Here is a 20,719-nt window from a genome sequence, read left to right as displayed (position 1 = left end):
TCAGGCCTGCTTGATATGGAACACCTCGACCCCGACCGAATCGCAATCCGGGTACACGTCGGGCTTCTCGGTCGACACGCGCACGGCGCGCACCTTGGGATGCTTGAGCATGGCACGCGCGACGTCGTCGCACAGCGTTTCCTGCAGGTGCACGTGGCCCTGCGCCATGCGCTCCGCGACGGTGTTGCGCATGAAGTCGTAGTCGACCACCTCGTCGAGCTTGTCGGCCTGCGGCGTGCATTCCTCCAGCGGCACGAACAGGTCGATATTGATCAGCACGCGCTGCTCGCCCTTTTTCTCGAATTCGTGCACGCCGATATTGATCTGAACTTCGTAGTTGCGCAGGAACATGCGTCGGCAGTCCTGCAGGCTGGGGTGGGAAAGGGCGGCGAGCATGGTCATGGCGGGAAACGAAAAGGGGAAGTGTAAGGCGGGGGTGCCGCGCCAGTCAGGCGCGGCCGATGATGCAGGTCATTCGGTCAGGAACATCACGTCGCGCGCCAGCGGCATCAGGTGCTGGCCGCCGTCGACGTACAGCGTGGTGCCGGTCACGGCACGCGCCTGCGCCAGGTAGGCCACCGCCTGGGCGATGTCCTCGGGCGTGGACGACTGGCCCAGCGGCGTCACGCGATGCGCGCGGCGGAAGCTCTGCTCCGACTGCTCGCCCGACACCAGCGTGATGCCGGGGGCCACGCCCACCACGCGCAGGCGCGGCGCCAGCGCCTGCGCCAGCTGCACCGTGGCGGTCTGCAGCGCGGCCTTGGAGAGCGTGTACGAGAGGAAGTCCGGGTTCAGGTTGTCGAGCTTCTGGTCGAGCAGGTTGATCACCACGCCGCGCGGCTCGGCGGCCTTCTCGGCGGCCTTCTCGGCGGCCTTCTCGGCGGCCTTCCCGGCGCCATCCGGGCCCGCGGCAGCGGCCAGCGCCTTGTGCAGCTCGCGCGCCAGCAGCAGCGGCGCGGCCACGTTGGTGCGCATATGCGTATCGAGCGACGCATACGAGAAGCTGGTGGCGACGTCGTACTGGAACAGCGAGGCATTGTTGACCAGGCAGGTCGGCACGCCCAGCGCGGCGGTGCAGTCGGCCACCAGCCGGCTGGTGGCGGCCTCGTCGGCGAGGTCGGCGCGCAACACCGCGGCGCGGCGGCCGAGCGCGCGGATCTGCGTGGCCAGCGCTTCGGCCTCGTCGACCGAGCGATGGCAGTGCACGGCCACGTCCCAGCCCTGCGCCGCCAGTTCCAGCGCGATGGCGCGGCCCACGCGGCGCGCGCCGCCGGTCACGAGGGCCACGCCGCGGGGGGCGGGCTGGCCAGCCGTGTGGTGAGCCGTGGCGCCGGCGGGCTGGCTGGCGGAAGTATCGGATGCGGGCATTGCTACAATCGCAGGATGCAGAAAGCCGCTAGTTTACCCTTTCCCCCCGCCGACGCGCAGGCCGCTTCCGATACCCTTGCGGCCCGCATTGGCGAATCGATCGATGCGGCCGGCGGCTGGATCGGCTTCGACCGCTACATGGCGCTGGCGCTGTACGCGCCCGGCCTGGGCTACTACAGCGGTGGCTCGGCCAAGTTCGGCCGCGATGCCCGCGACGGCAGCGACTTCATCACCGCCCCGGAACTGAGCCCGTTCTTCGCCCGCACGCTGGCGCGCCAGTTCGCGCCGCTGCTGGCGCAGGGCATGCCGCGCCTGCTGGAATTCGGCGCCGGCACCGGCCGGCTGGCGGCGGACCTGTTGCTGGGGCTGGAACAGCAAGGCCAGTTGCCCGACACCTACGCCATCGTCGAACTGTCGGGCGAACTGCGCGCGCGCCAGCAGGACACGCTGGCCCGGCGCGCGCCGCACCTGGCCGAGCGCGTCACCTGGCTCGATACGCTGCCGGCCGCCTTCGAAGGCGTGATCGTCGGCAATGAAGTGCTGGATGCGATGCCGGTGCAGCTGTATGCGCGCCGCGACGGCGGCTGGCATGAGCGCGGCGTGGCGCGCGCCGCGCCGCAGGCCGATGGCGGCGCGCCCGCCTTCCGCTTCGAGGACCGCCCGCTGGCCGATGCCGACGTGCCGGCGGCGCTGCGCGCCATTCCCGGCGACCACGACTTCGTCACCGAAACCCATGCCGAGGCCGAGGGCTTCACGCGCGCGGTCGGCGCCATGCTGGCGCGCGGCGCGGCCTTCTTCATCGACTACGGCTTCCCCGGCAGCGAGTACTACCACCCGCAGCGCGCCGGCGGCACGATGATGTGCCACTACCGCCATCATGCGCATCCAGACCCGTTCCTGTATCCCGGCCTGCAGGACATCACCGCGCACGTCAACTTCAGCGGCATCGCCCAGGCCGCGGTCGAAGCGGGGCTGACCGTGGCGGGCTTTGCCTCGCAGGCGCGCTTCCTGATGAACGCCGGCATCACCGAGCTGCTGATGGCGCTGGACCCGTCCGACGCGCGCGCCTTCCTGCCGCAGGCCAATGCGGTGCAGAAGCTGCTGTCCGAAGCCGAGATGGGCGAACTGTTCAAGGTGATCGCGCTCACGCGCGGGCTCGACCGCGGACCGGAAGACAGCGAGCCGCTGGCCGGCTTTGCCCGCGGCGACCGCTGCCACGCCCTGTAACGGCACCGGAGCCGCCATGCTGCGCTGGACCCTGACCATCTTCCTGAGCGTGATCATCCTGTCCGCGGCGCTGCCGTGGCTGCAGAAGGTCGGGCTGGGCCGCCTGCCCGGCGACGTGCGCTTGCGCATATTCGGGCGCGAATTCGTGCTGCCGTTCGCGTCGACGATCCTGATCTCGCTGATCGCGCTGGTGATCGGCAAGCTGCTGTAGGGCCTGCGGCCGCCTGCCAGGACGGGCTCAGGCGCCCGGCTGCGCCCCGAGCCGCAGCGCCACCGCGGCCACCCGCGCGGCATGGACGCGATCCTTGATCTGCGCCACGTCGTCGGCGCAGGCGCGTGCGATGGCGCCCGCATCGACCGACGCCGCGGCCTCGCGCGCCGCCAGCAGGCGCTCGGCCTGCGGGTATGCGCTGTGCTCGAAGCCCTTGCGCCCGCGCCTGTCGGCCTCGCAGGCCTGCAGCGCCTGGGCGAAGCGCGCGGGCTTGCGCAGCGCATCGCAGCGCTCCAGCAGCCGCACCACCGCGGCGGCGCCGAGCTCCAGCGAGCGGTGGATATGGCCATGCTCGCGCGCCACCACCAGCGCCAGGTCGCGGCATTCGTTGGGCACGCGCAGACGCGCGCAGACTTCTTCCAGCAGCCTGACGCTGCGCAGCTCGTGGCCGATATGGCGCGGCAGCACGTCCGCGGGCGTGGTGCCCTTGCCCAGGTCATGCACCAGCGCGGCAAAGCGCACCGGCAGCGGCGCGCCCAGTGCCGCGGCGCAGTCGATCACCATCATCACGTGCACGCCGGTATCGACCTCGGGGTGGAAGTCGGCGCGCTGCGGCACGCCCCACAGCCGCTCCAGCTCGGGCAGCAGGCGCGCCAGCGCGCCGCATTCGCGCAGCACCTCGAACATGCGCGACGGCCGTGCCTCCATCAGCCCGCGCGCCAGTTCCTGCCACACGCGCTCGGGCACCAGCGCATCGACCTCGCCGGCGGCGACCATCTCGCGCATCAGCCGCATGGTCTCCGCGGCGACGTTGAAGTCGTGGAAGCGCGCGGCAAAGCGCGCCAGCCGCAGGATGCGCACCGGGTCTTCGGCAAAGGCATCTGAGACATGGCGGAACAGGCGCGCGGCCAGGTCGCGCTGGCCGCCGTGCGGATCGATCACGGGCCCGCTCAGGTTGCCGTCGGCATCGACCGCGCGCGCCATCGCGTTGATGGTCAGGTCGCGCCGGACCAGGTCGTCCTCGAGCGTGACATCGGGCTCGCAGTAGAAGGCAAAGCCCTTGTAGCCCATCGCGGTCTTGCGCTCGGTGCGGGCCAGCGCGTACTCCTCCTGCGTGCGCGGATGCAGGAACACCGGGAAATCCTTGCCGACCGGGCGATAGCCGGCGGCTTCCATCTCGGCCGGGGTCGCGCCGACGACCACGTAGTCGCGGTCCTGGCTGGGCTTGCCCAGCAGTTCATCGCGGATCGCGCCGCCCACGGCATACACCTGCATGGTTGTGGCCTTTTCGTGCGTCGGCACGGGCAGCCGCCCGCCGCCGGCGCTATTCGCTATTGCTAGTGGGTGACGATTATCGCATCGGCACGGTCCGGAGCCAGGCGGTACGGTTCATCGTCGGCCAGGAAGTCGCGTTCCTCGCGCGCGCCGGCAATCCATTGCTGCATCGACGGCAGCGCCAGCATGAAATCGGCATAGGCCTTGGCGTCTTCGCGGTCGTCCGGCAGGTGAATGCCGTAGGTGGCGAAGCGGCTCACCACCGGCGCATAGAACGCATCCGCGACGGTGAAGGTGCCGAACAGGAACGGCCCGCGCGCGCCATGCTGCTTGCGCAACCCGTCCCAGATCGCGGCGATGCGCTCGACCTCGCGCTGCACCGCCACGTTCCAGCCGCGCCCGGGCAGCACCGCGGTCACGTTCATCGGCAACTGGTTGCGCACGTTGACGAAGCCGGAATGCATCTCGGCGCAGATCGCGCGCGCCACCGCGCGCGCGGCGGGGTCGGCAGGCCACAGGTGCTTGTCGGGGAAGCGCTCGGCCACGTATTCGGAGATCGCCAGCGAATCCCACACGGTGACGTCGCCGTCGACCAGTACCGGCACCTTGCCCGCCGGCGAATAGCGCGCAATCTCGGCGGCAAAGCTGCCGGTGAACAGGCGCACCTGCACTTCCTCGAAATCAATGCCGGCCTGGCGCAGCAGCAGCCAGGGGCGCAGCGACCAGGAGGAATAGTTCTTGTTGCCGATGACGAGCTTCATCGTGAGGTCCTTGGGGGAGGAAACGGAGGGAGAGACGGCACGGACGCGGCCGCGCTCCACGTCCCGCGGCCCCGCGGGACGGCGTGGCCGCCGCGCGCCGGACCAGTCATTTTGCCAGCGCGGCCGCCCGCATCAAAGTGAATTGCGCTCGCAACCGATATGAAATCCGGTCACATAGGCCGCGCCGCCGAGAGACGCCTCAGCGGTGCACGCTGGCGCGCATGTGGGTCAGCGCGGCATCGCGGTTGCGCCCGGACAGCGCGTCGGTCATCACCGACTCCAGGTGGACCGGGTGCAGGTTCAGCTCCGGCGCGAGCGGGCGCTCCAGCACATTGTCGAGCTGCATCGAATCCAGGTTGTCGCGCGACAGCAGCGGTTCGCCCGGCATATGTTCCATCACCGCGGCCTGCACCCGCGCCAGCGCATCGGGCAGCGCGATCACCGGGCGCGGATGGCCCGAGGCGCGCCCGGCAAAGCGCACCAGCTCCTCCAGCGTGTAGACCTGCGGCCCGCCCAGCTCATAGCCGTGGCCGATGGTGGCCGGGTTCACCATGGCGTTCAGGTAGGCCTGCACCACGTCCTGCACGAACACCGGCTGGAAGCGCGCATGCGCGCACGCCAGCGGCACCACCGGCGCCAGCTGCTGCATGTGGGCGAACAGGTTGAGGAAATGGTCGTCGGGGCCGAACACCACCGAGGGCCGGAAGATGGTCCAGTCGAGCCCGCTGGCGCGCACGATGCGCTCGCCGTCGCCCTTGCTGCGCAGGTACATCGACGGCCCGTTGCTGTCGGCGCCGAGCGCGCTCATATGCAACAGCCGGCGCACGCCGGTGGACAGGCACGACGCCACGATCTGCCGCACCAGTTCCACATGCGCGCTGGCAAAGGCCTCGCCGTAGGGATCGCCGCGCTCGCCGTGCAGCACGCCCACCAGGTTGACGACGATGCCGTCGACGCCGAGCGAGCCGATCGCGTCGTCGAGCGCGGCATTGTCGGCCAGGCCCAGCTCCACCACCTCGACCCGCGGCAGCAGCAGCAGGTGCTGCGCATGCTCGACATTGCGCGTGCCGACCACGATGCGATCCGGGGCGATGGGGGAATCGGGATTGGCGCCGGGTTCGAGCGGCGCGCCCGAGGCCGAGGCGGCGCCGGCCAGGCGCGAGACGAGATGGCTGCCGATGAAGCCGGCGCCACCGATGACGAGGACGTTGCTGGTCTGCATGTTGCCTCCGTGCCAGGAAAGAAGCACGCCGCGGCACCCCCGCCAGCCCGGGCCCCCGGCGCTACGCCGGCAGGCCCGTCGTGCCCCCCCTGTAACAGGGCAGGCGGACCAGGAGAGACGCCCTTCAGGGCAGGCTGGTGGTGGTCACCGCCGACGGCGTGACCGTGCCCAGGCGCGACTTCAGCGACTGCGGCCGGCCACTCATCAATGCAGCATAGTACGTAGCGTTGGAAAGCACATTCTTCACATAGCCGCGCGTTTCATTGAACGGGATGGTCTCTGCAAAGATCGCGCCTTCCACCGGCCGCGCCAGCGTGCTGCGCCAGGCCTTGGGCCGGCCCGGGCCGGCGTTGTAAGCGGCCGAGGCCAGCGTCCACGAGCTGTCCAGGTCGGTCAGCACCATGTTCAGGTAGTTGGTGCCGAGCTGGATGTTGATGGTGGGATCGCCCATCATCGACGGCGAAAAGTCGCTCATGCCGATCTTGCGCGCCACGTATTTTGCCGTCGCCGGCATCACCTGCATCAGGCCATGCGCCCCCGCCGACGAGCGCGCATTCATGATGAAGCGCGATTCCTGGCGGATCAGGCCGTACACCCACGCCATGTCCAGGCCGACCTCGTCGGTGGCGCGCTGCATGATGTCGCGGTACGGCATCAGGAAGCGCAGCGCGAAGTCATGCTCGTTGCGGGTGCGGTCGGCCGAGTTGACGGTGCGGTCGAGCAATTCGAGGCGGCGCGCATATTCGGCGGCGGCCAGCAGCTCGCGGTCGCTCATGTTGCGCAGTTCCCAGTTCCACTCGCGGTTGCCCTCGAAGCGCAGGTTCATGGCGTAGAACTTCTGCGCGCGCTGAAAACCGGGGCGCGCGCGCATCGCCATGGCCTCGGCGTCGCTGACCGCGGTGCGCGGCGGCAGCGTGATGCGGTTGCCGAGCTCCTCGCTGGCCAGCTGGCCGTAGAAATTGAACTGGCCGGCGATCTGCTGGAAGTTCTGCTGGGCCTCGGTGTCGCGGCCGTCGACCTTGAGCGCGCGGCCGTACCAGTAGATCCAGGCCGGGTCCTTGGCGCGCAGCTCCGGGCGCATCAGCTCGACCGCCTGGCGCACCTGCTTCCAGTCGCCCTGGCGCAGCGCGGCGCGCACGCGCCACTCCTGCGTGTCGTCGGACAGCCACTGGTTGCCGCCCAGGTCCATCTGGCGGCGGTAGTAGCCGGCCGCCTCGGGCAGCAGCTTCTTGGCCGCGAACTGGCCGATCACGCCCCAGGCCGCGCCCTGCTCGTCGCGCGACAGCGCGCCCTGGGCCGTGGCCAGGTAGGCAGCCGCCTGCGACGGGTCGGAGCGCGCCATCTTGACGATGGTGGCCAGGGTGTCGCCATCCGCGCGCGCGTCGGGGACCAGCGCGGCGATCTTGCCGGCCAGCGTGACGTAGTTCTGCTCCAGCGCCAGGCGCGCCTGGAAGGCCACGTCGCTGCGCTGGATCTGCTGGCTCTGGGCCAGGTAGCCGATCAGGTCGACGCAGCCCTCGCCGTAGTACTTGGGATCGCTCAGCACCGCGCGCGCGTCGGCGGCGACGTTCTGGCCCTTGAGCGCGCGCGACAGCAGCGCATAGCACTCGACCTGGGTATCGTCCTTGAGCGCGAACTGCGGGTATTCGGCGTCGAAATTGGCCCAGTCGCGCTTCTTGCCCAGCACCAGCAGCCAGTCATTGCGCATGCGGTCGGCAATCGCGTCGCCCTTGTAGCGCTGCAGGAACACGCGCACCTGGTCGTCCGGCGCATCGATGCGGGCCAGGCCGCTGGCGTCGAACAGCTGCGGCTTGATGCGGAAGTACTCGACATAGGACGGCACCGGGTAATCCACCAGCGTGGCCGAGATCGCGTAGGCGCGTTCCACGTCGTTCTTGCGCGCGGCTTCGCGCAGCGCGATGAAGGCCTCGTCGGGATCGCTGGGGATCACCGTCGAGGGCGCGCGCGAGACCGCCTGCGGCCGCTTCTGCGCGTGGACGGGCGTGACAAGCAATGCACATGCAAGCGCGATCCAGGCGGCCCGCCCTGCACGCTGCAGATATACTCCCTTCAGCATTCTTCTTCCTTGTCGGGGACGGCGGCGCCGGCGCCTGCACCGTTGTGCCAAAAGCCGCGGCTTGCGCCGTCCGTGTTGGTTCGGACGAGGGCATTATCCCACGCCATGTCTTCCATTCCTGCGACTAGCTCCCTTCCTGCCGACGACCGCCGCGCGCTGCGCGCGCAACTGCTCGCGCACCGCGCCGACCTGCCCGCGCGCACCGCGGCCGATGCCCGCATCAGCGCCGCGTTGTCCGAACTGCTGGCGGGCCTGGCGGTGCGCTGCCTGGGCTTCTACTGGCCGATCCAGCAGGAGTTCGACGCGCGCGCCGCGGTGGCGCAGTGGCTCGCCGCCGTGCCCGGCCGCCATGCCGCGCTGCCGTCGGTCAGCCGTCCCGGCGCGCCGCTGGACTTCCATCTGTGGACGCCGGATGCGCCCATGGCCACCGGCCACTACGGCATCCCTGTGCCCGACGGCACCGAGGCCGCCATGCCCGATGCGCTGCTCATTCCCTGTGTCGGTTTCAGCCCGGACAAGTTCCGCCTGGGCTACGGCGGCGGCTTCTACGACCGCACCCTGGCGGCCATGGCGCAGCGCCCGGTCGCCATCGGCATCGGCTACGACGCGTGCCGCATTGCGCTGCAGGCGCAGCCGCACGACATCGCCATGGACTGGATCGTGACGGAGTCGGGCGCGTTCTAGCCCGCAGCGGGCCCGGCGCCCTGCACCAGCTCGTCGACCAGCGCGCGCATGCAGCGCCAGTGCGAGCCTTCCCAGAACACCCGTCGGCACCGCTCGCAGGTGACGAAGCTGTGGTGGCGCGCCAGCACGCCGTCCGGCACGCGCCCGGCCGCGCCGGCCGGATCCAGCGCGCGCAGCGGCGCATTGCAGTCCAGGCACAGCGAAAACGGCCGGGCACTGCGCGCCAGGTCCAGCCGCGCGAAAATCTCGCGCACCTGCTGGCGCGACTTGAGCGCGCGCACATAGCAGCCGTGCGTGATGCCGCGCCGCTTGAGCAGCTCGCGGTCGCGCGTCAGCACGATGCGGCCCTCGTCGACCGCGATGCGCTCGATCTCGCTGTCTTCGAAATGGTTGTCGTAGAGCGTGTCGAAGCCGGTCATGCGCAGCAGGTGCGCCAGCCCGCCCAGGTGGGCATCGGCGACGAAGCGCATCACCCGCAGCGGCTGCTCGCGTACCCGCAGCAGCGGCGACACGTCGATCCGCTCGAACTTGGGATAGACCGAGACCCGGTCGCCATCGCACAGCTGCCGCTCGAATCCGCTCGACTCGCCGTTGACCAGGATCAGCTCGACCTCGGTATGCGGCACGCCCAGTGCCTCGATCATGTGCTTGACCGTGGCCGCGCGCGCGCACACGCACGACAGGTCGCGCCGGCGCTGGTCCGGCGCGAGGAAGTCGTTCAGTTCCTCGTAGAAGCGGAAGGTGGCGGTGACCATGGGGCGAGTATGGCACCGATCGTGGCAGGCGTGGCCGGGAACCTGAAGCTTGCTGCCTACGCGCGCAGCAAGCTCCCCTCGCCCGCTTGCGGGAGAGGGGTGGGGGTGAGGGCTAGGCGGATCAATGGCCGAGGGCGGTGGGTTTACACCGTTGGCCTTGCTTGATGTGGTACCTAGTCAAACCACCCCTCACCCCAACCCTCTCCCCATGAGGGAAGAGGGAGAACACCTTGCTTGGGCAAGCTCCAGTCGCTTTGGAGCACCCAAAACCGCTCTCTTCTTCTGCGGCGTTCCTTACAGCTTCAGCCGCTGCCAGATCGCCTTGGTCGCGCCGGCCGCGTTGAGCGTGTAGAAATGCAGCCCCGGCACGCCCGCGGCAAGCAGGCGCTCGCACAGCGCGGTGACCACGTCCAGGCCGAAGGCGCGGATCGACTCGCGGTCGTCGCCAAAGCTCTCCAGCCGCTTGGCCACCCAGCGCGGCACTTCGGCGCCGCACATCTCGGAGAAGCGCATCAGCTGCGAGTAGTTGGTGATCGGCATGATGCCCGGCACGATCGGCACTTCCACGCCCTGCGCACGCACGTCGTCGACAAAGCGGAAGTAGGCGTCGGCGTTGTAGAAGTACTGCGTGATCGCCGAGTCGGCACCGGCCCTGACCTTGCGCACGAAATTGTCGAGATCATGGCGCGGCGATTTCGCCTGCGGGTGGTACTCGGGATACGCCGCGACTTCGATATTGAACCAGTCGCCGGTCTCGGCGCGGATGAACTCGACCAGCTCGTTGGCGTAGCGGAACTCGCCGATCTCGCCCATGCCCGACGGCATGTCGCCGCGCAGCGCGACGATATGGCGGATGCCGCCGTCGCGGTACTGCCGCAGGATCGCGCGGATGCTCTCGCGCGACGAGCCCACGCACGACAGGTGCGGCGCGGCCTCGATGCCTTCGCGCTGGATTTCCAGCACGGCGTCGAGCGTGCCCTGCTGCGTGGTGCCGCCGGCGCCGAAGGTCACCGAGATGTACTTGGGCTTGAGCGGGGCCAGCTGCGCGCGCGTGTTGCGCAGCTTCTCCGTGCCCTCCGCCGTCTTGGGCGGGAAGAATTCAAAGCTGAAGTAGCGGTCTTGCATGATGGTGGCGCGCCGCGTTGGCGCGGCGCGCGAAATAAGGTCAGTCGTCGCGGTTGCCCAGCAGCACGCTGGCCAGCAGCCACGAGATCACGCTGTACAGGACGGAGCCCAGCAAGGCCGCCCAGAAGCCGCCGACGGTGAAGCCCGACAGCAGGTTGCCGACGAACAGGAACAGCAGCGCGTTGATGACGAAAATAAACAGCCCCAGCGTCAGCAGCGTGACCGGCAGCGTCAGGATCACCAGGATCGGACGGATCAGCGTATTGACCAGGCCCAGCACCAGCGCCGCCAGCATCGCCGAGCCGAAGCTCTTGATGTGGATCGACGGGATGATGTACGGCAAGACGAACAGCGCGACGGCGTTGATGATCCAGACGACCAGTAGTCTCATGACGGTTCCTTGTTGGTGTTTGCCCCCCTCTCCCGCAAGCGGGAGAGGGGAGTTGCTACCTCGCTGCGCGCATCAATAGCGGTAGTGATCCGCCTTGTACGGGCCTTCCTTCTTCACGCCGATATAAGCGGCCTGCTGCTCGGTCAGCTCGGTCAGCTGGGCGTTCAGCTTGCGCAGCTGCAGGCGCGCGACCTTCTCGTCCAGGTGCTTGGGCAGCGTGTAGACGCCGACCGGGTACTTGCCGCTGTCGCGTTCCTGCCAGAGCTCGATCTGGGCGATGGTCTGGTTGGCGAACGAGCTGCTCATCACGTACGACGGGTGGCCGGTGGCGCAACCCAGGTTCACCAGGCGGCCCTTGGCCAGGATGATCAGCTTCTTGCCGTCCGGAAACTTCACGTGGTCGACCTGCGGCTTGATCTCGTCCCATTCGTACTTCTCGATCGAGGCGATGTCGATCTCGTTGTCGAAGTGGCCGATGTTGCAGACGATGGCCTGGTCCTTCATCTTGGCCATGTGCTCATGCGTGATGACGTGGTAGTTGCCGGTGCAGGTGACGAAGATATCGCCATGCTCGGCGGCGTAGTCCATGGTGACCACCCGGTAGCCTTCCATCGCGGCCTGCAGCGCGCAGATCGGGTCGATCTCGGTGACCCACACCTGTGCCGACAGCGCGCGCAGCGCCTGCGCGCTGCCCTTGCCCACGTCGCCGTAGCCGGCGACCACGGCGATCTTGCCGGCGATCATCACGTCGGTGGCGCGCTTGATGCCGTCGACCAGCGACTCGCGGCAGCCGTACAGGTTGTCGAACTTGCTCTTGGTGACCGAGTCGTTGACGTTGATCGCCGGGAAGCGCAGCTCGCCCTTCTGCGCCATCTGGTACAGGCGGTGCACGCCGGTGGTGGTTTCCTCGGTCACGCCGCGGATCGCTGCCAGGTTGCGGCTGTACCAGCTCGGGTCGCGGGCCAGCTTTTCCTTGATCGCGGCGAACAGATAGGTCTCTTCCTCGCTGCCGGGGTTGGCGATGACCGCAGCGTCCTTCTCGGCGCGCGCGCCCAGGTGCAGCAGCAGCGTGGCGTCGCCGCCGTCGTCGAGGATCATGTTGGGCGTGCCGCCGTCGGCCCAGTCGAAGATGCGGTGCGTGAAGTCCCAGTATTCCTTCAGCGACTCGCCCTTGAACGCAAACACCGGCGTGCCGCCCGCGGCGATTGCGGCGGCGGCGTGGTCCTGGGTCGAGAAGATATTGCACGAGGCCCAGCGCACGTCGGCGCCCAGCGCCTTGAGGGTCTCGATCAGCACGGCGGTCTGGATCGTCATGTGCAGCGAGCCGGCGATGCGCGCGCCCTTGAGCGGCTGCGCTGCGGCGAACTCATCGCGGATCGCCATCAGGCCGGGCATCTCGGTCTCGGCAATGGCGATTTCCTTGCGGCCCCAGCCGGCCAGGTTGATGTCGGCGACGAGGTAGTCTTGCTTCAGGTCGGTCACGGCGTTCATGTTTCACTCCCGGTGAAGAGTGGCACGCAGGTGACGAGTACGGGGATCTGGCGCGTGCATGGCGCTCGGGCTCATGCAAAGCACGCGAATAGGTCGACTCGCTTCCGTGCGGACCACGGATCAGCGAGCGCCGTTGAAGACAGTCCGAGCCTGGCGGATGGCTGGGGCGGCTGTGCCGCCGGCCGCGCGATGTCCTTCGCGGGCCTCCATCCGTTGCAACGCTCCTCGGAGTGGCGGTATTGTAGCGTGCCCGGAGGCCTTGCGCACCGGCCCTCCTTGATTTCCGCTCAGATGATTCCAACGCCACCCCGCACCCTGACCATCGCCGGCTCCGACTCCGGCGGCGGCGCCGGCATCCAGGCCGACCTGAAGACCTTTTCCGCGCTGGGCTGCTTCGGCATGAGCGCGATCACCGCGATCACCGCGCAGAACACGCTGGGCGTGACCGGGGTGCATGCGATCCCGGCCGAGATGGTGGCCGCGCAGATCGACGCGGTCGCCGGCGATATCGGCGTGGACGCGGCCAAGACCGGCATGCTGGGCACCGCCGCCATCGTCGAGGCGGTGGCCGCGGCGGCGGACCGGCACGGCATCCGCAAGCTGGTGGTGGACCCGGTGATGATCTCGACCTCGGGCGCGACGCTGTCCGACGACGCCACCACGCAGGCCATGGTGCGGCTGCTGTTCCCGCGCGCGCTGCTGGTCACGCCCAACCTGCCCGAGGCCTCGTACCTGCTGGGCCGCAGGATCGCGCGCCGCGCCGACATGGAACAGGCCGCCGCCGAGCTGATCGCGCTGGGCTGCCCGGCCGTGCTGCTCAAGGGCGGCCATCTCGAGGACGATGGCGCGGCCGGCCACGCCGGCGGGCTGGACGACATGCTGATGCTCAGGGACGGCAGCGTGCGCGTGTTCACGCACCCGCGTGTCGAGACCCGCAACCTGCACGGCACCGGCTGCACGCTGGCGGCGGCGATCGCGTCGCAGCTGGCGCGCGGCGATGCGCTGGAAGCGGCTGTCGGGACCGCGCTGGACTACGTGGCGCAGGCCATCGCGGCCGGCGCCGGACTGCGGCTGGGCAGCGGCAACGGCCCGCTGAACCACGCCTTCGCGCCGCGCGCGCTGGGCTGAGCGGCGGGCGGCTCAGGCAGCGCTCAGTTGCCGCCGCTGGACAACGGCACCAGCTTGAACGCGGCGCGCGCCACGCACACCACGTTGCCGTCGGCATCCTTCACTTCCCCTTCGCAGAACGCGATGCGCGCGCCGCGGCGCAGGCAGCGCGCTTCCAGCGTCAGCTCGCCGCGCGCGGCAGCCAGGAAGTGGGTGGACATGTCGATGGTGATCACGCCGGTTTCGGTCGGCGCATGCGAGCGCGCGGCGCCGCTCAGGGTGAAGTCGAGCGTCGCCATCAGCGTGCCGCCATGCACGTCGCCGCGGCTGTTCACCAGCTGCGGATGCGCCGGCAGGCGCGTGCGGCAGTAGCCCTCTTCGATCAGCTCCGGCTGCAGGCCGAAATAGCGCATCAGCGGCACGTCGATGCCGAAATAGGGCTTTTCAGGCGTGCCGGGCGCGGCGGGGATGATGGCGGGGAGCTGGGTCGACATGGCTGGCGCGGCTGGGTGGTTGGCGGGGAATGCTGCCCGACATCATAGCGGCGGGTTTTGCATCGGTTCCTGGGGCTGGGCGAATGTCGCACAAATCTTGCCCGTGGAAAGCGCCGTAGCTCACGCCGTGGGAACCAGGCTCCCCTCTCCCGCGAAGTGGGAGAGGGATGGGGGTGAGGGCCGGCGTGTCGACGGAGTAATGCCGTCGCGATTGCCAGCACCTGCCCTCACCCCCGGCCCCTCTCCCGCAGGCGGGAGAGGGGAGCAACCCCCCGCTTCAGAACACTTGCCGCATCGCCACGCGCTGCCGCAGCCCCGCCGCACGCTGGTTCGCCAGCGCCTGCGCCAGCAGCGGGCAAAGCTCGCTGTCCTGCAGCTGCCGGAACCCCATCGACGCGTAAAACGGCGCATTCCAGCGCAAATGCGCAAAGGTGGTCAGGCCCAGCGAACGCAGTCCGCCGGCACGCGCCCAGTCCTGCACGGTGCCGACCAGCGCGCGCCCGATGCCGCGCCGGCCGTGGTCGGGATGCACGTCCATCTCGTCGAGATAGCCGCAGGCGCCATGGCGGCTGGCCAGCGCGAAGCCGGCGACTTCGCCGCCATGCTCGGCCACCCACAGGCGCCCTTCGCGCTGTGCCGCCGCCAGTGCCAGCGCCGGCGTGCTGACCAGGCGCAGCAGCGCCGGCAGGTCGACTTCCGGGAACAGCGCGGCGGCGGCCAGCTCGATGTCCGGCAGCCGCGGCAGGTCATCCACGGCCGCCAGGCGAATGCGCGGGGCGGCCACGGCGCGCTCAGCCGGCCGGGAACAGGCTGACGAGGCGGGCCACCGCGGCCGGCACGTCGTCGGCCTCGGTGACGGCGCGCACCACCGCGGCGCTGCCGACGCCCACCGCCAGCACCTCGCGCAGATTCGACGCATTGACGCCGCCGATGCCGACCAGCGAGGGAATCACCGGCTGCATCAGCTTTACGTAGGCGCGGAAGCGGCCCATGCCCTGCGGCTGGGTCGGCATCACCTTGGTAGTGGTCGGGAAGATCGCGCCCAGCGCCAGGTAGCTGGGGCGGATCGCGGCCACGCGCAGCATCTCGGCGTAACCGTGCGTGGACACGCCCAGCCGCAGCCCGGAGGCGCGGATCGCGTCGAGGTCGGCATCGTCCAGGTCTTCCTGGCCCAGGTGGATGCCGTAGATGCCGCTGTGCGCGCCATGGGCGGCATGGTAGTCGAGCGCCGCCTGCCAGTGGTCGTTGATAAACAGGCGCGACGACGAGCCCTGCATGGCCGTTGCCGCGCGCGCGATCTGCGCGTGCACCGCGGCGGCGTCGCCGGACTTGAAGCGCAGCTGCAGCGTGGGCACGTTCAGCGGCGCCAGGCGCTCGATCCACTCGGCATCCGGCACCACCACGTACAGGCCCAGCGCGGGGCACGAAGCGAACGGCGCCACGGTGTGCTCGGGCGCCACCAGCGCGGCATGGCGCACGTGCGGGAAGCGCGCGAAGTCGGACGGCCAGTCGGCCGAGCCGGGGGCCCAGGCGCGCGCCAGGCACAGCGCATCGTGGGCCGGGAAATGCAGCGACAGGCAGGCCAGCAGCACCGCGACGAAGGCGGGCGAATGCGGCTGGTCGGTATCCGCGGCGACCGAGAACACCCAGGTGCCCATCGGCGAGCGCACGGTGTCGATCCACTGGCCGCCTTCGCGGTCGGTCTCGACCAGCGTGGCGCCGGCGGCGGCAACGCGGGCGATGGTGTCGGCATCGGCTTCGCCGTCGGACAGCAGCACGTCGTGGGCGCCGGGCTGCGCCGGCGCGTCCTGCAGGCGCCACGCCTGCCACGGCTTGTCGTCGACGCCGAAGGCGTCGCCATAGTGTTCCAGCACCGCCTGGCGCAGCGGGCCGTCGCTGGGGGCGTGCACGGGGCGGCGGGTCATGCGCGCTGCTCCGTGTCGGCGTGCCAGAACGGCATGCCGACCACCGGGGTGCTGGCCTGCGCGACTTCGCGCTCGGGCATCGGCCCGGCCAGGTAGGCGGTGCGGCCCGCGGCCACGGCCTGGGCGAAGGCGCGCGCCATGTCGACCGGGTAGGCGGCTTGTGCCACCGCGGTGTTGAGCAGCACGCCGTCGTAGCCCCACTCCAGCACCTGCGCCGCATGCGACGGCAGGCCCAGGCCGGCATCGACGATCAGCGGGGTATCCGGCAGGCGCTCGCGCAGCACGCGCATCGCGTGCGGGTTGACCGCGCCGCGGCCGGTGCCGATCGGCGCGGCCCACGGCATCAGCGCCTGGCAGCCGACGTCGAGCAGGCGGCGGCACAGCACCAGGTCCTCGGTGCAGTACGGCAGCACCTTGAAGCCCTCCCTGATCAGGGTATCCGCCACGGCCGGAAGGTTGAGCGTATCGGGCTGCAGCGTGTAGTCGTCGCCGATCAGCTCGAGCTTGATCCACGGCGTCTCGAACACCTCGCGCGCCATCATCGCGGTGGTGATGACTTCCTGCGCGGTGAAGCAGCCGGCGGTATTGGGCAGCACCGGCACGTTCAGCGCCTTGAGCATCTGCCAGAACGCCTGGCCGCCCTCGCCATCTCCCACCGCGCCCTGGCGGCGCAGCGCGACCGTGATCATGGCCGGGGTGGACGCCTGCACGGCCGCTGCCAGCGTGGCCGGCGACGGATAGCGCGCGGTGCCGAGCAGCAGGCGCGAGCCGAACGACTCGCCGTACAGCACGAACGGGTCGCGCAGGGTTGCGGAAGGTTCGAAGGTCATGGGTCAGCCTCCCGTCACGGGTTGCACGAGGTCGATGCGGTCGCCGGCCGCAAGAAGGGTGTTGGCGTGCGCGGCGCGCGGCACGAACTGGCCGTTGACCGCCGCGGCAAAGGGGGGCGCGATCTGCGCCGCGCTCACCGCGTCCGCCAGCGTGGCGGATTCGGCAAGGGCAAGCGGTCGGCCGTTGAGCAGGATATCCATGTCAGTCTTGCATTAATGCAGCGTGCCGGAGCGCGCGCCGACGACGGGCGCCGGCGCTTCGGTCACCGCCTCGATCATACCGGGCCAGCGCAGCGCGGCAGGCACGGCATGCGCGGCGGGATCGCCGTTGAGCAGCGCGCCCACCACCGCGCACGCGGCCTCGGTCACCGCCGGGGCGATCAGGAAGCCGTGGCGGTACAGGCCGTTGACGCGCACCACGCGCGCGCGCTGGTCGACGCGGATCGCCGGCAGGTGGTCCGGCCGCGTGGGCCGGCGCTGCACGTTCAGTTCCAGCACGCGTGCCTCGCCGAAGGCGGGATGCAGCGAATGCGCCGCCGACAGCAGCTCCAGCGCGGAGCGCACGCTCATCGGCGAATCGTCCTCGCTTTCCAGCTCGGTGGCGCCGATCACATACAGGTCGTTAGGCTTGGGCGCGATATAGATCGGATAGCGCGGGTGCAGCAGGCGCACCGGCCGGTGCAGCCTGACGTCGGGCGCATGCACGCGCACCACTTCGCCGCGCAGCCCGCGCAGCCCCGGTTGGCTGCCGCCGGCCTGCGCCGGCCAGGCGCTGCGCGCGCCCAGGCCGCGGCAGTCCAGCACCACGTCGGCGTGGATGCCAAGCTGCGGCAGCGAGCCGGCATCGACCTCGCCCGCCTCCCACACGCAATGCACGCCTTCGCTGACCGCGCACGAGAGCAGCGCGCGCAGCACCCCGCGGTTATCCAGCTGGCCTTCGCCGGCGAGCAGCAGTCCTTGCGGAAAGCGGCCCGCCAGCGCCGGCTCGACCTCGCCCACGCCCTTGCCGTCGAGCGCGCGCAGCCGCTGCGCCACCAGTTCCGGCGGCGCCACCGCGCGCACGCGGCTGGTGAACAGCGACATCTCGGCGCGGTCGCGCGCATGCCAGACCACCAGCGTGCCGTCCTCCTGGAAAAACACCGGCTCCGCCAGCTCGGCCAGCTCGGCCAGCCAGGCGCGCCACAGGTCGACACTGGCGATGCCGAGATCGACGATGCGGCGTTCGGCGATGGCCGACTCGGCCAGCGGCGCCAGCATGGCCGCGGCTACGTAGGCGGCCGAACCCGCGCCGTCCGGCCCGGCCCGCTCCACCAGCGCCACGCGGGCGCCGCCGCGGACCAGCAACCAGGCGGCCAGGCGGCCGGCCAGGCCGGCCCCGAGGATGGCGACGTCAAACGACTGCACTGCTGTCATGAGGGTGTTGTGCCGGGCGCGCCATGCGGCCGCGTCCGGCCTCCTTGTTATCGGTGCCGCCGCGCGGGGCGCTGCGCGGCGGCGGATCTTGCGCGGGCATGGCTTGCGAGGCCATGCCCGTCCTGCCTTGACTTCGGCAGATTTGCTGCCACTGACTTACGAGTAGATCTTGCTGCCCTTCTTCAGGAACTCGATCGACTTCTCTTCCATGCCCTGCTGCGCTTCCTTGGGCAGCGAGGCGGCGTAGTCGCGCACTTCCTGCGTGATCTTCATCGAGCAGAACTTCGGCCCGCACATCGAGCAGAAGTGGGCGATCTTGGCGCCTTCGGCCGGCAGCGTGGCGTCGTGGTACGAACGCGCGCGCTCCGGGTCCAGGCCCAGGTTGAACTGGTCTTCCCAGCGGAACTCGAAGCGCGCCTTGGACAGCGCGTTGTCGCGCAGCTGCGCGCCCGGCCAGCCCTTGGCCAGGTCGGCGGCGTGGGCAGCGATCTTGTAGGTGATGATGCCCTCGCGCACGTCTTCCTTGTCCGGCAGGCCCAGGTGCTCCTTGGGCGTGACGTAGCACAGCATGGCGGTGCCCATCCAGCCGATATTGGCCGCGCCGATGCCGCTGGTGATGTGGTCGTAGCCCGGGGCGATGTCGGTCACCAGCGGTCCCAAGGTGTAGAACGGCGCCTCGTAGCAATGCTTGAGTTCTTCGTCCATGTTGGCCTGGATGCGCTGCAGCGGCACGTGGCCCGGGCCTTCGATCATCACCTGCACGTCGTGCTTCCACGCCTTGGCGGTCAGCTCGCCCAGCGTGCGCAGCTCGCCGAACTGGGCCTCGTCGTTGGAGTCGGCGATGCAGCCCGGACGCAGGCCGTCGCCGAGGCTGAACGACACGTCGTAGGCCTTCATGATCTCGCAGATCTCGTCGAAGTGCGTGTACAGGAAGTTTTCCTTGTGGTGCGCCAGGCACCACTTGGCCATGATCGAACCGCCGCGCGAGACGATGCCGGTGACGCGGTCGGCGGTCAGCGGCACGTAGCGCAGCAGCACGCCGGCGTGGATGGTGAAGTAGTCCACGCCCTGCTCGGCCTGCTCGATCAGCGTGTCACGGAACATCTCCCAGGTCAGGTCCTCGGCGATGCCGCCGGTCTTGTCCAGCGCCTGGTAGATCGGCACCGTGCCGATCGGCACCGGCGAATTGCGCAGGATCCATTCACGGGTTTCGTGGATGTGCTTGCCGGTCGACAGGTCCATGATGGTGTCGGCGCCCCAGCGGATCGACCACACCATCTTTTCCACTTCCTCGGCCAGCGACGAGGTCACGGCGGAGTTGCCGAGGTTGCCGTTGATCTTGACGCGGAAATTGCGCCCGATCGCCATCGGCTCCAGTTCGGTGTGGTTGATGTTGGCGGGAATGATGGCGCGGCCCGAGGCGATCTCCTGGCGCACGAATTCCGGCGTGATGTCTTCCGGACGCAGCGGCAGGCCGGCGCCCAGCGCGTTGCCCGGGTGCTGGCGCAGCAGCGCCTTGTATTCGGGCTTGTCGTACAGCGCCTGCAGGTTCAGCGATTCGCGCAGCGCCACGTACTCCATTTCCGGCGTGATGATGCCCTTGCGCGCATAGTGCATCTGCGACACGTTGGCGCCGGCCTTGGCGCGGCGCGGGTTGGTCAGCTGGGCGAAGCGCAGGTGCGCGGTGGCCGGATCGTTGGCGCGGTCGCGGCCGTATTCCGACGACAGGCCGGGCAGCACCTCGGTGTCGCCGCGCTCTTCGATCCACTTGGCGCGCACCGGCGGCAGGCCCGCCTTCAGGTCGATATGCACGTCCGGGTCGCTGTACGGGCCCGAGGTGTCGTACACCGGGATCGGCGGGTTGGGCATCTCGCCCTTCTCCGTGCGCGTGGACGTCTGCAGGATGGTGCGCAGCGGCACGCGGATGTCCGGGCGGCTGCCGGTCAGGTAGGTCTTGCTGGAAGCCGGATAGGCGAATTTCTGGTCGAGATCGCTTTCGAGCGATTCGAAGGATGCAGCGGGGGCAGTACGGGCCATGGGTGTCGTCCTCTCTCTTGCGGGGTGGACGAAACCAGGAGCCCTGTGAGCGCCGCCTGGCTTGTGGCTGAGGTGGCGTGTCCCGGAGGGACAAGAGGCTTGGTCTTGCTGAAACTTCCCACGCCGGTACTAACCGGATCGGGTTCGAAGGGACTCTCTCAGCCGCACGGCCCATCCGCACGGCACCCCTGTTTCATCCAACGGGGTGAATTTAAGCACAGAGCACCGGTGGGCGCCAGTGCCAGTTGGCCACCGGGGCTGGTGCCACAGCCGTGCAAAAAGGTATCGAATCGCGCATGCTGCATCGCAAAAACCGGCCATAAGCG

At 69.6% G+C, this 20,719-nt stretch carries 21 protein-coding genes and 2 riboswitches; of the genes, 4 read left to right on the top strand and 17 right to left on the bottom strand.

What is annotated here, in order from left to right; all coding sequences use genetic code 11:
- Both A3AG_RS0106785 and A3AG_RS0106780 read right to left on the bottom strand, forming a co-directional pair.
- A complete protein-coding gene (locus A3AG_RS0106785; protein ID WP_018004695.1) occupies positions 1–402 on the bottom strand; it encodes a dihydroneopterin aldolase in 402 nt (133 codons plus the stop codon).
- 69 nt (positions 403–471) lie between these two features.
- Positions 472–1,368: an SDR family oxidoreductase gene (locus A3AG_RS0106780; protein ID WP_026164006.1), complete on the bottom strand. Its 897-nt coding sequence runs from the start codon at positions 1,366–1,368 to the stop codon at positions 472–474.
- A 15-nt stretch (positions 1,369–1,383) separates the two neighbouring features.
- Here A3AG_RS0106780 and A3AG_RS0106775 point away from each other — a divergent pair, with 15 nt between their 5' ends.
- On the top strand, positions 1,384–2,595 hold the full coding sequence (locus A3AG_RS0106775; protein WP_018004693.1) for a class I SAM-dependent methyltransferase: 1,212 nt from the start codon (positions 1,384–1,386) through the stop codon (positions 2,593–2,595).
- Positions 2,596–2,611: 16 nt separating this feature from the next.
- A complete protein-coding gene (locus tag A3AG_RS0106770) occupies positions 2,612–2,806 on the top strand; it encodes a DUF2905 domain-containing protein (protein ID WP_018004692.1) in 195 nt (64 codons plus the stop codon).
- 27 nt (positions 2,807–2,833) lie between these two features.
- Here A3AG_RS0106770 and A3AG_RS0106765 read toward each other — a convergent pair whose 3' ends face one another.
- The 4 genes from A3AG_RS0106765 to A3AG_RS0106750 form a co-directional block, all read right to left on the bottom strand.
- The gene (locus A3AG_RS0106765; protein ID WP_020384439.1) at positions 2,834–4,081 is read right to left on the bottom strand and encodes a multifunctional CCA addition/repair protein; all 1,248 of its coding nucleotides are present in this window, start codon (positions 4,079–4,081) and stop codon (positions 2,834–2,836) included.
- Between the two features lie 62 nt (positions 4,082–4,143).
- On the bottom strand, positions 4,144–4,842 hold the full coding sequence (locus tag A3AG_RS0106760) for a glutathione S-transferase family protein (RefSeq protein WP_018004690.1): 699 nt from the start codon (positions 4,840–4,842) through the stop codon (positions 4,144–4,146).
- 199 nt (positions 4,843–5,041) lie between these two features.
- Positions 5,042–6,064 (bottom strand): complex I NDUFA9 subunit family protein, encoded by a 1,023-nt coding sequence (locus tag A3AG_RS0106755; protein ID WP_018004689.1) that lies wholly within the window; start codon positions 6,062–6,064, stop codon positions 5,042–5,044.
- A gap of 124 nt (positions 6,065–6,188) precedes the next feature.
- Entirely contained in the window at positions 6,189–8,141 is a 1,953-nt protein-coding gene (locus A3AG_RS0106750) for a lytic transglycosylase domain-containing protein (protein ID WP_018004688.1), read from the bottom strand.
- Between the two features lie 105 nt (positions 8,142–8,246).
- Between A3AG_RS0106750 and A3AG_RS0106740 the strand changes: the two genes are divergently transcribed.
- Positions 8,247–8,825, top strand: coding sequence for a 5-formyltetrahydrofolate cyclo-ligase (locus A3AG_RS0106740; protein WP_018004686.1), 579 nt, complete (start codon positions 8,247–8,249; stop codon positions 8,823–8,825).
- Here the strand turns inward: A3AG_RS0106740 and A3AG_RS0106735 are convergent.
- The 4 genes from A3AG_RS0106735 to ahcY form a co-directional block, all read right to left on the bottom strand.
- Positions 8,822–9,580: a Mut7-C RNAse domain-containing protein gene (locus A3AG_RS0106735; RefSeq protein WP_018004685.1), complete on the bottom strand. Its 759-nt coding sequence runs from the start codon at positions 9,578–9,580 to the stop codon at positions 8,822–8,824. The two genes, A3AG_RS0106740 and A3AG_RS0106735, sit on opposite strands and share 4 nt — an antisense overlap.
- 294 nt (positions 9,581–9,874) lie before the next feature.
- A complete protein-coding gene (metF, locus tag A3AG_RS0106730) occupies positions 9,875–10,705 on the bottom strand; it encodes a methylenetetrahydrofolate reductase [NAD(P)H] (protein WP_018004684.1) in 831 nt (276 codons plus the stop codon).
- Between the two features lie 40 nt (positions 10,706–10,745).
- Positions 10,746–11,096: a phage holin family protein gene (locus A3AG_RS0106725; RefSeq protein ID WP_018004683.1), complete on the bottom strand. Its 351-nt coding sequence runs from the start codon at positions 11,094–11,096 to the stop codon at positions 10,746–10,748.
- Positions 11,097–11,168: 72 nt separating this feature from the next.
- On the bottom strand, positions 11,169–12,587 hold the full coding sequence (gene ahcY, locus A3AG_RS0106720; RefSeq protein WP_018004682.1) for an adenosylhomocysteinase: 1,419 nt from the start codon (positions 12,585–12,587) through the stop codon (positions 11,169–11,171).
- Between the two features lie 118 nt (positions 12,588–12,705).
- Positions 12,706–12,820: riboswitch (S-adenosyl-L-homocysteine riboswitch) on the bottom strand.
- A 58-nt stretch (positions 12,821–12,878) separates the two neighbouring features.
- Between ahcY and thiD the strand changes: the two genes are divergently transcribed.
- On the top strand, positions 12,879–13,715 hold the full coding sequence (thiD, locus tag A3AG_RS0106715) for a bifunctional hydroxymethylpyrimidine kinase/phosphomethylpyrimidine kinase (RefSeq protein WP_051073488.1): 837 nt from the start codon (positions 12,879–12,881) through the stop codon (positions 13,713–13,715).
- A gap of 23 nt (positions 13,716–13,738) precedes the next feature.
- Here the strand turns inward: thiD and A3AG_RS0106710 are convergent, their stop codons facing one another.
- From A3AG_RS0106710 to thiC, 7 genes are all read right to left on the bottom strand, one after another.
- Positions 13,739–14,188 carry a PaaI family thioesterase gene (locus A3AG_RS0106710; RefSeq protein WP_018004680.1) on the bottom strand — a complete coding sequence of 150 codons (450 nt, stop codon included), beginning with the start codon at positions 14,186–14,188 and terminating at the stop codon, positions 13,739–13,741.
- A gap of 277 nt (positions 14,189–14,465) precedes the next feature.
- Positions 14,466–14,972 (bottom strand): GNAT family N-acetyltransferase, encoded by a 507-nt coding sequence (locus A3AG_RS0106705; protein ID WP_018004679.1) that lies wholly within the window; start codon positions 14,970–14,972, stop codon positions 14,466–14,468.
- A 7-nt stretch (positions 14,973–14,979) separates the two neighbouring features.
- Complete coding sequence (locus A3AG_RS0106700; RefSeq protein ID WP_018004678.1) at positions 14,980–16,113, bottom strand: thiamine phosphate synthase; 1,134 nt, start codon at positions 16,111–16,113, stop codon at positions 14,980–14,982.
- Positions 16,110–16,943 carry a thiazole synthase gene (locus A3AG_RS0106695; protein ID WP_018004677.1) on the bottom strand — a complete coding sequence of 278 codons (834 nt, stop codon included), beginning with the start codon at positions 16,941–16,943 and terminating at the stop codon, positions 16,110–16,112. The genes A3AG_RS0106700 and A3AG_RS0106695 overlap by 4 nt, the downstream gene beginning before the upstream one ends.
- Positions 16,944–16,946: 3 nt before the next feature.
- The gene (thiS, locus tag A3AG_RS0106690) at positions 16,947–17,144 is read right to left on the bottom strand and encodes a sulfur carrier protein ThiS (RefSeq protein ID WP_018004676.1); all 198 of its coding nucleotides are present in this window, start codon (positions 17,142–17,144) and stop codon (positions 16,947–16,949) included.
- A gap of 12 nt (positions 17,145–17,156) precedes the next feature.
- Positions 17,157–18,356: an FAD-dependent oxidoreductase gene (locus A3AG_RS0106685; RefSeq protein WP_018004675.1), complete on the bottom strand. Its 1,200-nt coding sequence runs from the start codon at positions 18,354–18,356 to the stop codon at positions 17,157–17,159.
- Between the two features lie 156 nt (positions 18,357–18,512).
- A complete protein-coding gene (gene thiC, locus A3AG_RS0106680; protein WP_018004674.1) occupies positions 18,513–20,393 on the bottom strand; it encodes a phosphomethylpyrimidine synthase ThiC in 1,881 nt (626 codons plus the stop codon).
- 98 nt (positions 20,394–20,491) lie between these two features.
- Positions 20,492–20,593, bottom strand: a riboswitch (TPP riboswitch).
- Positions 20,594–20,719 lie beyond the last annotated feature (126 nt).

The sequence above is a fragment of the Cupriavidus neocaledonicus genome (assembly GCF_000372525.1).
Classification (GTDB): Bacteria; Pseudomonadota; Gammaproteobacteria; order Burkholderiales; family Burkholderiaceae; genus Cupriavidus; species Cupriavidus neocaledonicus.
This window is presented reverse-complemented; position numbering and strand designations above follow the sequence as displayed.

Excerpts from the sequence above, each read along its gene's own strand:
- A3AG_RS0106785 (WP_018004695.1), bottom strand. The coding sequence starts at position 402 with ATGACCATGCTCGCCGCCCTTTCCCACCCCAGCCTGCAGGACTGCCGA.
- A3AG_RS0106780 (WP_026164006.1), bottom strand. The coding sequence starts at position 1,368 with ATGCCCGCATCCGATACTTCCGCCAGCCAGCCCGCCGGCGCCACGGCT.
- A3AG_RS0106775 (WP_018004693.1), top strand. The coding sequence starts at position 1,384 with ATGCAGAAAGCCGCTAGTTTACCCTTTCCCCCCGCCGACGCGCAGGCC.
- A3AG_RS0106770 (WP_018004692.1), top strand. The coding sequence starts at position 2,612 with ATGCTGCGCTGGACCCTGACCATCTTCCTGAGCGTGATCATCCTGTCC.
- A3AG_RS0106765 (WP_020384439.1), bottom strand. The coding sequence starts at position 4,081 with ATGCAGGTGTATGCCGTGGGCGGCGCGATCCGCGATGAACTGCTGGGC.
- A3AG_RS0106760 (WP_018004690.1), bottom strand. The coding sequence starts at position 4,842 with ATGAAGCTCGTCATCGGCAACAAGAACTATTCCTCCTGGTCGCTGCGC.
- A3AG_RS0106755 (WP_018004689.1), bottom strand. The coding sequence starts at position 6,064 with ATGCAGACCAGCAACGTCCTCGTCATCGGTGGCGCCGGCTTCATCGGC.
- A3AG_RS0106750 (WP_018004688.1), bottom strand. The coding sequence starts at position 8,141 with ATGCTGAAGGGAGTATATCTGCAGCGTGCAGGGCGGGCCGCCTGGATC.
- A3AG_RS0106740 (WP_018004686.1), top strand. The coding sequence starts at position 8,247 with ATGTCTTCCATTCCTGCGACTAGCTCCCTTCCTGCCGACGACCGCCGC.
- A3AG_RS0106735 (WP_018004685.1), bottom strand. The coding sequence starts at position 9,580 with ATGGTCACCGCCACCTTCCGCTTCTACGAGGAACTGAACGACTTCCTC.
- metF (WP_018004684.1), bottom strand. The coding sequence starts at position 10,705 with ATGCAAGACCGCTACTTCAGCTTTGAATTCTTCCCGCCCAAGACGGCG.
- A3AG_RS0106725 (WP_018004683.1), bottom strand. The coding sequence starts at position 11,096 with ATGAGACTACTGGTCGTCTGGATCATCAACGCCGTCGCGCTGTTCGTC.
- ahcY (WP_018004682.1), bottom strand. The coding sequence starts at position 12,587 with ATGAACGCCGTGACCGACCTGAAGCAAGACTACCTCGTCGCCGACATC.
- thiD (WP_051073488.1), top strand. The coding sequence starts at position 12,879 with ATGATTCCAACGCCACCCCGCACCCTGACCATCGCCGGCTCCGACTCC.
- A3AG_RS0106710 (WP_018004680.1), bottom strand. The coding sequence starts at position 14,188 with ATGTCGACCCAGCTCCCCGCCATCATCCCCGCCGCGCCCGGCACGCCT.
- A3AG_RS0106700 (WP_018004678.1), bottom strand. The coding sequence starts at position 16,113 with ATGACCCGCCGCCCCGTGCACGCCCCCAGCGACGGCCCGCTGCGCCAG.
- A3AG_RS0106695 (WP_018004677.1), bottom strand. The coding sequence starts at position 16,943 with ATGACCTTCGAACCTTCCGCAACCCTGCGCGACCCGTTCGTGCTGTAC.
- thiS (WP_018004676.1), bottom strand. The coding sequence starts at position 17,144 with ATGGATATCCTGCTCAACGGCCGACCGCTTGCCCTTGCCGAATCCGCC.
- A3AG_RS0106685 (WP_018004675.1), bottom strand. The coding sequence starts at position 18,356 with ATGACAGCAGTGCAGTCGTTTGACGTCGCCATCCTCGGGGCCGGCCTG.
- thiC (WP_018004674.1), bottom strand. The coding sequence starts at position 20,393 with ATGGCCCGTACTGCCCCCGCTGCATCCTTCGAATCGCTCGAAAGCGAT.